General features: G+C 55.3%; 12 protein-coding genes. 11 read left to right on the top strand and 1 reads right to left on the bottom strand.

Going from position 1 to position 13,471, the window contains the following annotated elements; genetic code table 11:
- The first annotated feature begins 16 nt into the window (after positions 1-16).
- From cheZ to ACUVOF_RS15375, 9 genes are all read left to right on the top strand, one after another.
- Complete coding sequence (gene cheZ, locus ACUVOF_RS15335) at positions 17-712, top strand: protein phosphatase CheZ (protein WP_447045193.1); 696 nt, start codon at positions 17-19, stop codon at positions 710-712.
- 104 nt (positions 713-816) lie between these two features.
- Positions 817-1,983, top strand: coding sequence for a flagellar biosynthesis protein FlhB (gene flhB, locus ACUVOF_RS15340; RefSeq protein WP_447045194.1), 1,167 nt, complete (start codon positions 817-819; stop codon positions 1,981-1,983).
- Positions 1,980-4,067: a flagellar biosynthesis protein FlhA gene (gene flhA, locus ACUVOF_RS15345; RefSeq protein ID WP_447045195.1), complete on the top strand. Its 2,088-nt coding sequence runs from the start codon at positions 1,980-1,982 to the stop codon at positions 4,065-4,067. The genes flhB and flhA overlap by 4 nt, the downstream gene beginning before the upstream one ends.
- Before the next feature lie 59 nt (positions 4,068-4,126).
- Positions 4,127-6,310, top strand: a complete 2,184-nt coding sequence (gene flhF / locus ACUVOF_RS15350) for a flagellar biosynthesis protein FlhF (RefSeq protein ID WP_447045196.1) — start codon at positions 4,127-4,129, stop codon at positions 6,308-6,310.
- Positions 6,307-6,873 (top strand): hypothetical protein, encoded by a 567-nt coding sequence (locus tag ACUVOF_RS15355; protein WP_447045197.1) that lies wholly within the window; start codon positions 6,307-6,309, stop codon positions 6,871-6,873. The genes flhF and ACUVOF_RS15355 overlap by 4 nt, the downstream gene beginning before the upstream one ends.
- 25 nt (positions 6,874-6,898) lie before the next feature.
- Complete coding sequence (locus ACUVOF_RS15360; RefSeq protein ID WP_447045198.1) at positions 6,899-7,327, top strand: flagellar protein FlhE; 429 nt, start codon at positions 6,899-6,901, stop codon at positions 7,325-7,327.
- Between the two features lie 27 nt (positions 7,328-7,354).
- Positions 7,355-8,056 (top strand): RNA polymerase sigma factor FliA, encoded by a 702-nt coding sequence (locus tag ACUVOF_RS15365; protein WP_447045199.1) that lies wholly within the window; start codon positions 7,355-7,357, stop codon positions 8,054-8,056.
- Between the two features lie 40 nt (positions 8,057-8,096).
- On the top strand, positions 8,097-8,918 hold the full coding sequence (locus tag ACUVOF_RS15370; protein WP_113271052.1) for a motility protein A: 822 nt from the start codon (positions 8,097-8,099) through the stop codon (positions 8,916-8,918).
- Positions 8,919-8,923: 5 nt separating this feature from the next.
- A complete protein-coding gene (locus ACUVOF_RS15375) occupies positions 8,924-9,601 on the top strand; it encodes an OmpA/MotB family protein (RefSeq protein ID WP_447045200.1) in 678 nt (225 codons plus the stop codon).
- Positions 9,602-9,644: 43 nt separating this feature from the next.
- Here ACUVOF_RS15375 and ACUVOF_RS15380 read toward each other — a convergent pair whose 3' ends face one another.
- A complete protein-coding gene (locus ACUVOF_RS15380) occupies positions 9,645-10,223 on the bottom strand; it encodes a hypothetical protein (RefSeq protein WP_447045201.1) in 579 nt (192 codons plus the stop codon).
- A gap of 209 nt (positions 10,224-10,432) precedes the next feature.
- Here ACUVOF_RS15380 and ACUVOF_RS15385 point away from each other — a divergent pair, with 209 nt between their 5' ends.
- Both ACUVOF_RS15385 and ACUVOF_RS15390 read left to right on the top strand, forming a co-directional pair.
- Positions 10,433-12,544, top strand: a complete 2,112-nt coding sequence (locus ACUVOF_RS15385; RefSeq protein WP_447045202.1) for an adenosylcobalamin-dependent ribonucleoside-diphosphate reductase — start codon at positions 10,433-10,435, stop codon at positions 12,542-12,544.
- A 60-nt stretch (positions 12,545-12,604) separates the two neighbouring features.
- Positions 12,605-13,396 (top strand): ribonucleoside-diphosphate reductase, encoded by a 792-nt coding sequence (locus ACUVOF_RS15390; protein WP_447045203.1) that lies wholly within the window; start codon positions 12,605-12,607, stop codon positions 13,394-13,396.
- Positions 13,397-13,471: the final 75 nt, after the last annotated feature.

A 13,471-nucleotide genomic window follows, 5' to 3' on the forward strand; every position in this document is an offset into this window, starting at 1 on the left:
ACGAGGAGACAACATTATGAGCCAGAATGAGCAGTCCGATTCTGCCCAATCGCCCGAACAAGCCGCCGAAGACTTAATTCATCGCATCGGTAAGTTGACGCGCATGCTGCGCGAAAACATGCGTGAACTGGGGCTTGATAAAGAGATTGAGAAGGCGGCCGAGGCCATCCCCGATGCACGCGACCGCTTGCACTATGTCGCCACCATGACGGAGCAGGCAGCAGATCGAGCGCTCAATGCCGTAGATCGTGCGCAGCCGCTGCAGGATCAGTTGTCAGACCGGGCGGAAGCGTTGGATAAGCGCTGGGCCGAATGGTTTGAAGCGCCGAAAGAACTGGATGAGGCCAAGGCGCTCGTCGTCGAGACACGCACTTATCTCGGCGATGTACCCGATGTGGTTTCTGCGACTAACAAAGAGCTGATGGAAATCATGATGGCCCAGGACTTTCAAGACCTGACCGGCCAGGTGATTAAGAAGATGATGGACGTGATCCATGAGATCGAACATCAACTGGTTCAGGTGCTCATCGATAACGCGCCGGGCGCGCATGCACGAGAAACACTGCAGCGCAAGGCCGAGGATCAGTGGAAAAGCGACAGTGCACGGCGTAACGAAGAGCTTTTGAATGGGCCGCAAGTGAAGGATAATGTTCCCGATACCGTCTCCGGGCAAGACCAGGTAGACGATTTATTGGACGAATTAGGCTTTTAAAGCGCGTTATTAAACGCCCAACGGGCATGCAAGCACGCTATTCAGCCGTCCCTATGGACGGCTGAATACGTGATAAGCTTCGCCTTACCTGGCCGGATGACCCTATGGCAGATAACGATAGCGACCAGGAAAAGACCGAAGAGGCCACGCCCAGACGGAAAGAAAAAGCCCGTGAAGAGGGGCAGGTGCCCCGTTCCCGCGAGTTAAACACCTTTTTACTTCTGCTGGGCGGCGTCATTGGTCTGTGGAGTATGGGCAACATGCTTTATGACCAATTGGGCACGGTGATGGAGCAGGCGTTTTTGTTTGAGCGTCGACAGGCAATGGAAAGCACGCCCATGCTGGTCAATGCATTGGATCTTGGCCAGCGCACGCTATTTGCCATGACACCACTTTTTTTACTGTTAACGGTCATCGCGTTAGTGGCACCCGGACTGCTGGGAGGTTGGCTGATCTCAGGGAAATCAATGCAGCCTAAGTTTTCTAAGTTAAATCCTATAAAGGGCGTCAAACGCATCCTCTCCACCCAGGCATTGATTGAATTGGCAAAAGCGATTGCCAAGTCGGTGCTGGTAGGGGGCGTTGCTGCCATTTTTTTGTATTACAACATTGGCAAATTTATGGCGTTAATGGATCTGCCTATTCAGCAAGCATTGGCGAATGCTTTGCGTATGGCTGCCCAAGCGGCCGGGCTGATGGTGCTGGTACTGATTGTGGTCATTTTGATCGACGTTCCTTTCCAGCTCTGGGACAACGCCAAAAAGCTGCGCATGAGCCAGGAAGAGATCAAGCGTGAGCACAAAGAATCGGAAGGCGACCCGCAAGTGAAAGCGCGCATCCGCCAGCAGCAGCAGGCCATGGCGCGTGGCAGGATGATGAGTAAAGTACCTCAAGCAGATGTCATTATTACCAACCCGACTCACTATGCGATAGCGTTGTCTTACCAAGAAGGCAGCATGGGTGCCCCGCGGCTGGTAGCAAAAGGCGCCGATGCGGTGGCCGCGCGCATTCGTGAAATCGGCGAAGAGGCAGGGGTGCCAAGATTGCAGGCTGCGCCATTGGCACGTGCCTTGTATTATCACGTGGACCTAGAGGCGGAGGTGCCTGCCGAATTGTATACCGCAGTGGCGGAAGTAATGGCTTGGGCCTACCGCCTCAAGCAAGTAGCACACCAGGGAGGCGAGATGCCTCCAACCCCCGATAATCTGCCGGTTCCCCCGGATATGGAAAGCCCCGGGCATGGCGCCGGTGGTAATGAGGCGCAACCATGAAAGGCTTAAGTCAGCTAATAGGTCAGCGCGGCTGGGTGGGTGATGTGCGCATGAAGCTGCTAGTCGGGCCTCTGCTCATCCTGATGATTTTGGGCATGATGATTGTGCCCTTACCCCCTTTCGCCCTGGATTTACTTTTTACCTTCAATATCGCTCTGGCCATTATGGTGCTAATGGTCAGCATGTTTACGCAAAAACCGCTCGACTTTGCGGCGTTTCCCGCTGTTTTGCTATTTACAACGCTGCTGCGCCTGTCGCTCAACGTCGCCTCCACCCGCGTGGTACTAATGGAAGGACACCAAGGCGGTGCGTCGGCTGGTAAAGTCATTGAAGCGTTTGGGGCCTTCTTGGTCGGCGGTAATTTCGCCGTGGGCTTAGTGGTCTTCCTGATTTTGGTCATTATCAACTTTATGGTTATCACCAAAGGTGCTGGCCGTATTGCTGAGGTAGGTGCCCGTTTTACGCTGGATGCGATGCCCGGTAAGCAGATGGCCATTGACGCCGATCTGAATGCTGGCTTAATCGGTGAAGAAGACGCCAAAAAGCGCCGCGCAGAAGTCGCTCAAGAGGCTGATTTCTTTGGTTCGATGGACGGTGCAAGCAAGTTTGTCCGTGGCGATGCCATTGCCGGTTTGGTGATTATGGTGGTCAATATCATCGGCGGGCTGATGATTGGCATGCTGCAGCATGATATGGGCTTTGCCGCGGCTGGGCAGACCTACATGCTGCTGGCGATCGGTGACGGTCTGGTGGCGCAAATTCCAGCCCTGGTGATCTCAACCGCAGCGGGTGTCACGGTCTCTCGGGTGAGTACCGATACGAACGAAGACATTGGCCAGCAAATGCTCAGCCAACTGTTCGTTAACCCTCAGGTGCTAATATTAGCCGCCGTAGTGATGGGCCTACTGGGCATGGTGCCCGGCATGCCCAATTTGGTATTTCTGCTTTTTACTGCGCTATTGGCTGGTTTGGCGTGGTTTATTATACGCCAAAAAGATCAGGCACTGGTTAAAGAGGAAATTGACGCGGCCCCTGTACCTTTACAAGAAACCCCCGAAGCGAGTTGGGAAGATGTGCAGCTGGTCGATACGCTTGGGCTGGAAGTGGGCCATCGCTTAATACCGCTGGTCGACTCGCGTCAAAAAGGCGAGCTGCTCGGGCGGATTAAAAGTGTGCGTAAAAAATTTGCGCAAGAAGTGGGCTTCCTGCCGCCAGTCGTGCATATCCGCGATAATTTGGAGCTGCCGCCCAACACCTATGTGCTCTCTATGAAAGGCGCTGAGATTGGCCGTGCCGAGGCGCAGCCGGGTAAATGGCTGGCGATTAACCCGGGGCAGGTCTCAGGCGAACTGCAGGGCACCCAAACCCAGGATCCGGCCTTTGGTTTGCCCGCTGTTTGGATTGACGCCAATCAGCGTGAACATGCCCAGGTATACGGTTACACCGTCGTTGATGCCAGTACGGTGATAGCCACTCACTTGAACCATCTATTGCATCGTCATTCACCCGAAATGTTGGGCCGCCAGGAAGTTCAGAGGCTGCTCGATAAATTGGGCGATGATCAAAAAACGCTGGTCGAAGAAGTGATTCCAAAAGCCATTTCGCTAACGGTATTGCAGCGTATCCTGCAAAATCTGCTTGATGAAGATGTCTCTATTCGTGATATGCGCACCATTCTGGATACCCTGGCAGAGTTTGCCGCGCAGCAAAAAGATCCTAATGAGTTAACGGCGCTGGTGCGGGTCGCCCTGGGCCGCGCGATTGTCCAGCAGTGGTTTGCAGGCCAGGAGACGCTCAATGTGATGGGGCTGGATGCCCAGTTGGAGCAGGTGCTGGTGCAGGCCATGAATGGCAACGGTGCGATGGAGCCTGGGCTGGCAGAGACACTTATGACGCAGGCGCAACAGGCGCTCGAGCGCCACGAAAGCTCAGGCGAGCCACCGGTGCTGGTCGTGCAGCATTCGTTAAGGGCGGTGCTATCACGCTTCTTACGCCGTCGTCTACGCCATATGTCGGTACTGTCCCAGGCAGAGATTCCTGATGATCGTACATTAAGAGTGACCACCGTGGTGGGCGGACGTTAGTAACCCCCTGCCGTGATAGGCTAGCGTTGATCATTTCCAGTATAGGCAAAGGGTAAGTCATGAGTGTTAGACGTTTCGTGGGAGCCAACAGTCGTGATGTGATGCGCCAAGTGCGCGAAACGCTTGGTGAAGATGCCCTGATTGTGGCCAATCGGCGTACCGAAGGAGGCGTTGAAATCTTGGCCATGGCGGACGAAGCCATTGACCACTTTGAGCCTTCACCTGAACCTACTCCTCCTGAATCGCCGGTCTCCCCACCGGCGCAAGACCCGATGCAGGCAATGAGTGAGCGCTTACTGCGTGAAATGCAGGATATGCGAGCGCTGTTGGCAACCAATCAGTCAGCCAATGCCGCCGTCGCACGCCAGGTAACGCCAACGGGTACGGCCGCAAGGCTGCGACAGCTGTTATGGAACGTTGGCTTTAGCAGTGAGCTCGCTGACGAACTGCTTGCAGGATTGCCTGAACCGCTAGCCGCGTTAAGCGGGGATAGTGAAGCGCCGCTGCAGTGGCTGCGACAACAATTAATGGAACGTCTCTGCGTGCTCAGCGATGAACCAAGCTTCTTCGATCAAACCGGCATCGTCGCGTTGGTAGGGCCAACAGGGGTGGGGAAAACCACCACTACCGCTAAGTTGGCGGCACGTTTTGTGATGCGCCACGGCACGCGCCCAGTGGCGCTGGTTACCACCGATAGCTTCCGGATCGGCGCCCATGAGCAATTGCGCATCTATGCGCGACTGTTGGATACGCCCATGTACGCACTGGATGCCGAACAGCCCATCGACGATTTGCTGGGTCGCTTGCAGGGCAAACAGTGGGTGATTATTGATACCGTAGGCATGAGCCAGCGTGACCAGCGAGTCATTGAGCAAATTGCCCACCTTCAAGGGGGGCGCTCCCGAGTGCGCCTAGTACTACTGCTGAATGCGGCCAGTCAGCCGGAGACGCTCGAAGAGGTCGTGTTACGTTATCGGCAGGCAGCGCGGGCCGCGGGTGCAGAATTAGACGATTGTATTATCACCAAGCAGGATGAGGCGGGTCGCCTTGCGCCGGTGTTGGATATTGTTATGCGCCATGGCATGCGCGTGCTGTTTGGGTCTTATGGCCAGCAGGTGCCGGAAGATATGGCGATTGCCAGTGCTGATACGTTGGTGGATCAAGCGCTGAAAACGGCGACGCCGAACCGTGAGCGCGTCCACCATGTTGATGCGCCAATGGGAATGCCGCGCTGGTCGCGTGATGTATTGGGGCAAGGGCGTCGCTTGTCGTCGCTACTGGCGCGGTTACGCCAACGAATTGCTGGGTTTTCAGAATTAGAGGCGATCTGGGACTTGGCTTCACTACCGAGCCGTGTGCAGGAAGAGCGCTTGAATGCTTTGCTCGCCGGTTATCCGGCGGCGAATACTACCTTGGGCATGGCGTGGTCAGCACGGCGAAACGAACGCGGCTGTGATTGGGCAATGCCCGACATTGGCCTGGATATAGATGGCGCATGGCTGGCGTTACCCTGGCTACAGCATCGCCATGCCGCGGGCTGGCAGCCGCGCTTAGCCGCGCTGACTGAATCAAGTGGTGTAGCGGTACACTTACTACCACGTTTACCCGAGCCCGACGCGTTGGCGTGGCTGGAAGCCGAGCATTTGACCTGGGTCAGCCAAGTGGCCCCCAGTCATCGGGTATTCTTTCATCATGAGCGCCAGAGCATTCGTCAGTTGTTTAGTGACAGCGTACTGACGCACCAAGTGGGTGTACGCTTTCGTGGTCAACCTGTACAACTTTGGACTGCCTACGCTGAAGTTGAAGACGCGACAGGCTATGCGCTGCTCGCTTGGTATGGGGAAATTCGCGACCCTGAAAGCGCGAAAGTGGTGACGCGCCGCTATTGGCTTACCCCGGCTCGATTAGGGACAGAGGTGCTCTCGCTATTGCTAACACAGCTACAAAGTGATGGTTTATCAACGTTGACGCGCCGCGCCTGGCAGCAGTTAAAAGAAGCCGACAGTGGTGATCTAAATGCCGAAGTGCGTCTGCTAATGGCCAGCGGTGTGGCGGCGGTCGCCGGGCACCTCGATGTTGCTGATGATGAAGGGGCACAAACGCTGCGCGGTGATCTACTTAGCCTATCAGGCACGAGCCGTCGTCGTCGCGATACCGGCATGCTTGATGCACTGGTATACGCGTTTATGGCCCGCGATGCGATTCGTCAAATGGGCAGTGTTAGTCGAGAGGGTGTGGCGTGAGTGGTCAAGACCAAGCCTCAGGGTTACGCAAGTGGGCCAATCTGCAGCGCCAACAGCAGCAGACTGAGGATGCAGTTGATGTCGCGGCGGCAGAGCATGTCTCCGAACACGCTTCCCCCTTATTATCGCCGACGGTAAAGACGGTTGAAGAGACAACGATATTAGCGCCGCCCAGACCCAAAATTCCGCTTATTGTGGTGGGGCTACCCGGCAATGGTGCAGCCCAGGTGAACAAGGTCAAAGCGCGACTGGGGCAGTGGTCAACGCAAGGACGCAGCTGGGCGGGTACGCCTGATGACTGGGATATTCGTGTCGTCATGGCGGAAACTGCCGACCTGGCTCAATTACGTGAACAATATAGCCGCTGGGCGCTGTGGATCAATAGCGACGCCGACGCCTTTGCCGCTATGTACCGTACCTTGCGTCAGCTGCATGAACGGGGCGGTCCACGCCGTTTGCTGGCGCTTCACGAGCCAAACTTGCCTCGTCAGGGGTTGCTCGATAACTTGCGCGGAGCTGCTGAGTACTACTTAAATATGGAACTATTGGTGCTTGCACGATGAGCATACTCCGCCGAGGAGGCTTAGCATGCTAAGCTGGGTAGTAAGAGGAACATTGCTACGAATTGTGCTGCTGCTGGTAGGCTGCCTACTGATAGGGTTAACGGGAAGTGCCCAGGCGGCAGCCGGCAGTTGGAATGCCCAGATCCCTGGAATGATGGTGGCCATGAGTGATCGAGCAAGTGCTAGTCAGAACGCTTCTCCGCCTGCCGGCATTAACCTCCAATCAGGTCAGCTCGGACGTATTCAGTGGCAATTTCAATCTCCCCCTGGTGCGCTGTTAAACGCCTGGTTGTGCCATCCTGAGCAGTGCGTTGCGTTAACAGGTATGCGTGGCTCTACTACCGCACTAGCGGGACAAAGAGCCAATGCGCCGTTGCATTTTCGCTTCGCTTTACGCCCAGGCCAGCGGCCTGTTCGTGTGCAGGGGTTGCAAATGATTGTGAACTATCAGTGAAGGCTGTATAGCCGCGAGGCGAAGAGGATGTACACAGCACAAGGCAGGATTAAACAAAACGAGCTGTTGACGCAATACATGCCACTGGTGCGACGTCAGGCCTTGACGCTTCAGGTCCGTTTGCCAGCCAGCATTGAGCTCGATGACCTTATTCAGGCCGGCATGGTGGGGCTGTTGGAAGCACTCGGACGTTTCGATGCTACCCAAGGCGCAACCTTCGCTACGTTTGCCAGTCAGCGCATTCGGGGCGCAATGATGGATGAATTGCGCACCCGTGATTGGCTACCGCGCAGTGTGCGTCGCTCAGCGCGTGCGGTTGACGGTGCCGTTCGCCAACTGGAGCAACAGTTAGGGAGGGCACCGGAAGAACACGAAATCGCTCTCCATCTTGAGATGCCGTTGAATGAGTATCAGCAACTTCTCAATGATACCAATAGCGGCCAGTTGTTACCGTATGAAGATCTGGTTGCCGAGGGCGGTGAGCCAGTCAGTAGTGAGCTGAACAGCTCGCCGTTTGAGCAATTACTAGATGGTCAGCAGCGACAAACGTTGATTGAAGCTATCGAGGCTCTACCCGAACGTGAAAAGCTGCTAATGGCGCTGTATTACCAAGAAGAACTCAACCTCAAGGAAGTAGGGGCTGTATTGGGCGTAACGGAATCACGCGTTTCTCAACTGCACAGTCAGGCCGTAAGTCGTTTACGCGCACGTTTACACGACTCGGCATAACACCGCTTTTTACTCACTTGTGACCGGCAAGGAGCCGTGGATGAATCCTTCGACGTTAATAGGCATCTTTGCCAGCATATTACTGTTGGTCAGTGTGCTGTTTTTCACTGCAGAGTCCCCCGAAAGCTTTATCAATTGGCCGGGTCTGGCCATTGTAGTGACCGGTACCTTGGCGGCAACTTTTATCAGCTACCCACTGAAAGAAGTCGTGCGTGTTGTGCGGTTGGTGGGCTTGGTATTTCGGCGCGAAAATACTTATATGCGTGACGATATCCGCGAACTGGTGGATATGTCGCGGCTATGGTTTAAAGGCGACGTGCGGGCGGTAGAACGCGAGCTGGAGCATACGCGTAATCCGTTTTTACGAACCGGCATTCAACTGGTGATTGCCAATACCAAAGAGGACGAAATTTTTGACATGCTGCGCTGGCGCATTGCTCGTCTTAAAGCGCGTGAGCATGCCGAAGCACAAATATTTCGTACCATGGCTACCTACGCGCCAGCGTTTGGCATGATCGGCACCCTGGTGGGGCTGGTGAATATGCTGGAAGTCATGGATGCGGGCGACCTGCAGGTGATTGGCCCACGCATGGCAGTCGCCCTGCTAACCACCTTCTATGGCATTTTACTCGCCAACTTAGTGTTTAAGCCGATTGCAGTGAAGTTAGAGCGCCGCACTGAAGAGCGCTTAATTACCATGAACATGGTACTGGAAGGTATTTCGCTGATTACCAAGCGCCGCCTGCCGTCGTTTATTGAAGAGACCCTCAACTCTTTTGTCGCAAACTACCACGATGAAATTCGCGACAATAGTGTCAAGCCAAGGCCTGATTCGTCGGTGAGTTCGGCGGCCAAGGGATAGCCAGCATGTTAGACCGTGATACGCGCCATGCGCTGGAAATGACGCCATCGCCAGGCGATGGCGATGATGGTTGGCTAACCAGTTATTTAGATGTACTGACGCTGTTAATCACGCTCTTTGTACTACTGCTCTCTCTGACGCCGCCGGGTGGAGGAGAAGCGGCTGATACTGCTTACATGCAGTCGGCAAGCGCTATAACGTCGTTGCCGTTAGCCTCTTTGGCCACTGGTATACAGCCCCGCCATGAAGGGTTGCAGCCCCAGTTTGCTGGGCTCAATATTCCTGGTGTCAGCGTTTCGCAGGGGCGTGAAGGGGTCACGCTGCGGATTGATACCAGCCTGTTATTCCCCAGCGGCCAAGCGGTGTTAACGCCTCGAGGGCAGGGGGTGGTTGAAAGCCTTTTGGATGTACTCGCCAGTTTTGATGGGCAGATTTCGGTAGAAGGCCATACCGACAGCGTGCCCATTTCGACAGTGCGCTTCCCCTCTAATTGGGAACTTTCATCAGCGCGGGCTATCGCTGTCGTGCGCCATTTAGAGCGCCAGGGGTTCAATATTTCACGTATGCGAGCCGTCGGCTATGCGGATACCCAACCCATGGAACCGAACGCAACCGCAGATGGCCGCGCTGCAAATCGGCGCGTCGAGCTACTGCTAAGGCAGCAGGCCGAGGGGAATAGGTAACCAAGGCGCGTCTGAGTTTCTACGCTATACGTTATTTTTGCTGCTAAGCCGCCGACCCATTATTTTCACACTGCCCCAGCATCCGTGAAATCGCAGCGTCGGCGCCTTGCAGGCTAAAGGTCATATACCACGGCTCGCGCTCTTCCTGGTCAAAACCGAGAAACAGCTGCTCGCCTTGGCGCATGTCGGCCATCAGGGATTCCAGGTCGCTTAGGTAGAAGTGGGCATAAAAGCCATTGTCACCCCGTTCGGTAATAAACTCTGCCATGGTATCAATCACCGGCTGCTCATCAACACGCAGCCGGGCGGGCACTAGGTTAACTGCGCGGCTTTCACCCTGCTGCTGTTCAAGGGTGACGCGCATCTCCAGCCAGGGTAAATCGCATACGCCTTGAGTCGCATTGAGGCTAAGCGTGGCGTCTGAATAACTGTGAACTTCTACCGCACGATAGTGCTGGTCGCCGCCCAGCGAGAGCGTTAACGATTGCCAATGGTCATGCGTGTCTATCTCGTCCGTATTGAACGTGGCCGCATTAGCCGCGGGCATGGTGGCTGCCAACAAGGCTGTCACCATGGCAATGCATGTTAGCGTGGCGAGGCGTTGGGAGTGAGTTGTGAGCATACTTGAAGCCAGTTAGCCAAAAAAACACTAGCCTATAGCGTGTGGAGGCCCAGCAAAAGAGTAACGCGCTGATTTTTCTATATATGGTAGAAAAGAATGAAAAAAGGCCCTTATGTAGTGTGAAGTCAAGGCTATACTTCACGCCGATGGCACGTATAATCGCTCTCTTTGAGCGCTATATTCACCCCGCTGTGAAGGAGTTTTGCGACATGAGTACCGCTGCTAAGGCTATGAAGACCTCTAATGACGTTCCGATGCAGGCCCCCTCGCAGGAAATCTGGGATGCCAAATATCGTCTCAAGGACCGTCATAGCCAACCAGTCGATCAGGATGTCGGTGCTACGTTTGAACGTGTTGCACGCGCCCTCGCAGCGGTGGAAGGTGACAAAGCGGAAGAATGGTTACCGAAATTCCGCTGGGCGCTTGAAAACGGCGCCATTCCTGCAGGCCGTATTCTTTCTAATGCGGGTGCAGAGGCCTACAAACCGGCGGTAAGTCTGATCAACTGCACCGTGTCGCGCACGATTCGTGATTCCATGCGCGATATTCTCGACTCGGTGGTCGATGCGGGCATGACGTTGAAGTCGGGAGCCGGTATCGGCTACGACTTCTCAACGCTGCGCCATAAGGGGGCGTTTGTATTTGGCGCTGGCGCAGGCACGAACGGCCCGCTGGCGTTTATGGATATCTACGACAAGATGTGTTTTACCGTGGCCTCTGCCGGTGGTCGTCGCGGTGCACAGATGGGCACCTTTGATGTAGGTCATCCGGATGTGCGCGAATTTATCCAGGCTAAGCGCGAAGCGGGTCGCCTGCGTCAGTTTAATCTGTCGCTGTTAATCACCGATGAGTTTATGGAAGCGGTTAAAAACAATACTGATTGGCCGTTGGCCTTCCCGCTGCACCCCGGTGAAAAAGAGGACGTAAAAGCGGAAGACCTGATCTACCGCGACTGGCCGGTGGTCGAAGAGGGCTACACGGTGGATGCCGAAGGGCGCGTCGCCTGTCGCATTGTAGAAGTGATCAAAGCGCGCGAACTGTGGGACACCATCATGTCTTCCACCTACGACTACGCCGAACCCGGCTTTATCCTAATCGACCAAGTCAACCGCATGAACAATAATTGGTTCTGCGAAGATATCCGCGCCACCAACCCCTGTGGTGAACAGCCGCTGCCGCCGGAAGGCGCTTGCCTGCTGGGTTCCGTCAACTTGACCAAGTTTGTGATCGATCCCTTTGGCGCCGAGCCGCGCTTTGACTGGGAGCGCTATCGAAAAGTGGTCGCTATCTTTACCCGTATGCTCGACAACGTGGTTGAGATTGCTGGGCTGCCGCTGCCCCAGCAGCAGCGTGAAATAGAAGCCAAGCGTCGCCACGGCATGGGTTTTTTGGGCTTAGGGTCGACGCTTACCATGCTTAAAATCCCCTACGGTTCCAAGCAGTCGCTGGTGTTTACCGATGAAGTAAGCCGCCATTTGGCGATTGAGGGCTGGAAGCAGGCACTGGAGCTTTCTCAAGAGAAGGGCATGGCGCCGGTACTGGAGCAGGAACATACTATTACCCCCAAAATGCTGCGTGAGCGCCCGCAGCTGGCCAAAGATGGCTACGAAGTGGGTGATCAAGTGCCGGGGCGTATTCTGCATGCCCGTTACAGCCAGTACATGGCGCAAGTGGCCGAGCTTGAGCCCGAGCTAGTCGCCCAACTGGCCGAGCACGGCGCACGCTTTACCCACCACAGCTCTATTGCGCCGACCGGCACGATTAGCCTGTCAATGGGTAACAACGCCTCCAACGGTATTGAGCCCTCTTTCTCGCACCGCTACTTCCGCAATATTATTCAGTCGGGTAAGAAAACCAAAGAGCAGGTAGAAGTCGTCTCTTTCGAGCTAGCCGCTTATCGTCACTTTATTGCAGCTGATGCTGTCGACAGCGATCTGCCTGATTATTTTGTCACCGCTGATGCGATCTCGCCCGAGCAGCACGTCGCCGTTCAGGCTGCTGCCCAACACTGGGTCGATTCGGCGATCTCGAAAACAGTCAACGTGCCCACTGAATTTCCCTTTGAGCAGTTTCAAAACCTCTATTTACAAGCCTATGAAAGCCGCTTAAAAGGCTGCACTACCTTCCGCTTTAACCCCGAAGCTTTCCAAGGCGTGCTGGTGCGCGAGGATGATCTTAAAAACACCACCTACGTGTTTGAGCTGGAAAACGGCGAAACCCTTGAGCTGACCGGGAATGAGAAGGTGATTTACGACGGGGAAGAGCATAACGCTGCCAACCTGTTTGATGGCTTAAAAGAAGGCACCTACGGCAAATGGTGATGCCGCGCGAAGCGCCATCTATTCACTAACGCACACCTTTGCTAAACGGAGATATAACTCATGGCTGTTGAAATCACCTCCAAAATTGTCGGTTATCGCATTAAGCAGCAAGACCAGCCCGTGCCCACTCCCGAGCTGCAGGATGAAAACCCGCTAACGGTACGTATACCTTCCCGCCCGGAAGGTACCTTGGAAGCCGTGTCAGAAAAGATCTCGTATGTCGGCGCGGAAGGGCGCAAAAAAGTCTACCTGTTGGTGTCGTTTATGCCGGTGGAAGGCGTCATTGGTGGTAAACGTGTCGTGATAGAGCGGCCGGTGGAGTTCTTTTTTCCATCGGGCCAGCTCTCCAGTGAGCACCAGTGGATCACCGCGACCATGCGCAGCCTCTCGCTAGCGGCACGCGGCGGTTACGTCACCCAGGCGGTGGCGGACCTACGCAAAGTGGCTTGGGATAAAGGCTTGGTTCGCTGTGGCATGAACCGTTGGAACAAGCCAATGTTCCACGATTCGGAAGTCGCCGCCATTGCCTGGTCGATTCAACAGATTCTCTATCGCCGTGGCTTTTTGGATCGGGATGGCAATCAAGTGCCGGTTGAGCAACTGGTCGAGCGTTACGCCCACCGTATGACGCATGGCCATGCGTGGCAGCCCGGTGCGGAGGAAGAGGTAGCTGACGCACCCGTAGACGCGGGCGCGGTAGAACCTATCGGCGGGAAAGCAACGACAGTAAAAAAGTCTGAGGGCAGCGGCCCAGCCATAGTGGGTAACTGCCCCGAGTGCCGCGGCGAACTCATCATGATGGATGGCTGCCCGACCTGTTACGCAGGCTGTGGTTGGTCCAAATGTGGCTAATAAGGCATTAGCCAGCTAGCAGGGGCGTTAACTACTCTCTTGCGCTTCATCATTGCTTCAACGATCCCGCGTGCT

This window comes from Vreelandella sp. H-I2, from assembly GCF_052959335.1.

Bases quoted from the DNA above. Each gene is read 5' to 3' on its own strand.
- ACUVOF_RS15360 (WP_447045198.1), top strand. From the start codon at position 6,899: ATGCTAAGCTGGGTAGTAAGAGGAACATTGCTACGAATTGTGCTGCTG.
- ACUVOF_RS15365 (WP_447045199.1), top strand. From the start codon at position 7,355: ATGTACACAGCACAAGGCAGGATTAAACAAAACGAGCTGTTGACGCAA.
- ACUVOF_RS15375 (WP_447045200.1), top strand. From the start codon at position 8,924: ATGTTAGACCGTGATACGCGCCATGCGCTGGAAATGACGCCATCGCCA.
- flhF (WP_447045196.1), top strand. From the start codon at position 4,127: ATGAGTGTTAGACGTTTCGTGGGAGCCAACAGTCGTGATGTGATGCGC.
- ACUVOF_RS15385 (WP_447045202.1), top strand. From the start codon at position 10,433: ATGAGTACCGCTGCTAAGGCTATGAAGACCTCTAATGACGTTCCGATG.
- ACUVOF_RS15380 (WP_447045201.1), bottom strand. From the start codon at position 10,223: ATGCTCACAACTCACTCCCAACGCCTCGCCACGCTAACATGCATTGCC.
- ACUVOF_RS15370 (WP_113271052.1), top strand. From the start codon at position 8,097: ATGAATCCTTCGACGTTAATAGGCATCTTTGCCAGCATATTACTGTTG.
- ACUVOF_RS15390 (WP_447045203.1), top strand. From the start codon at position 12,605: ATGGCTGTTGAAATCACCTCCAAAATTGTCGGTTATCGCATTAAGCAG.
- flhB (WP_447045194.1), top strand. From the start codon at position 817: ATGGCAGATAACGATAGCGACCAGGAAAAGACCGAAGAGGCCACGCCC.
- flhA (WP_447045195.1), top strand. From the start codon at position 1,980: ATGAAAGGCTTAAGTCAGCTAATAGGTCAGCGCGGCTGGGTGGGTGAT.
- cheZ (WP_447045193.1), top strand. From the start codon at position 17: ATGAGCCAGAATGAGCAGTCCGATTCTGCCCAATCGCCCGAACAAGCC.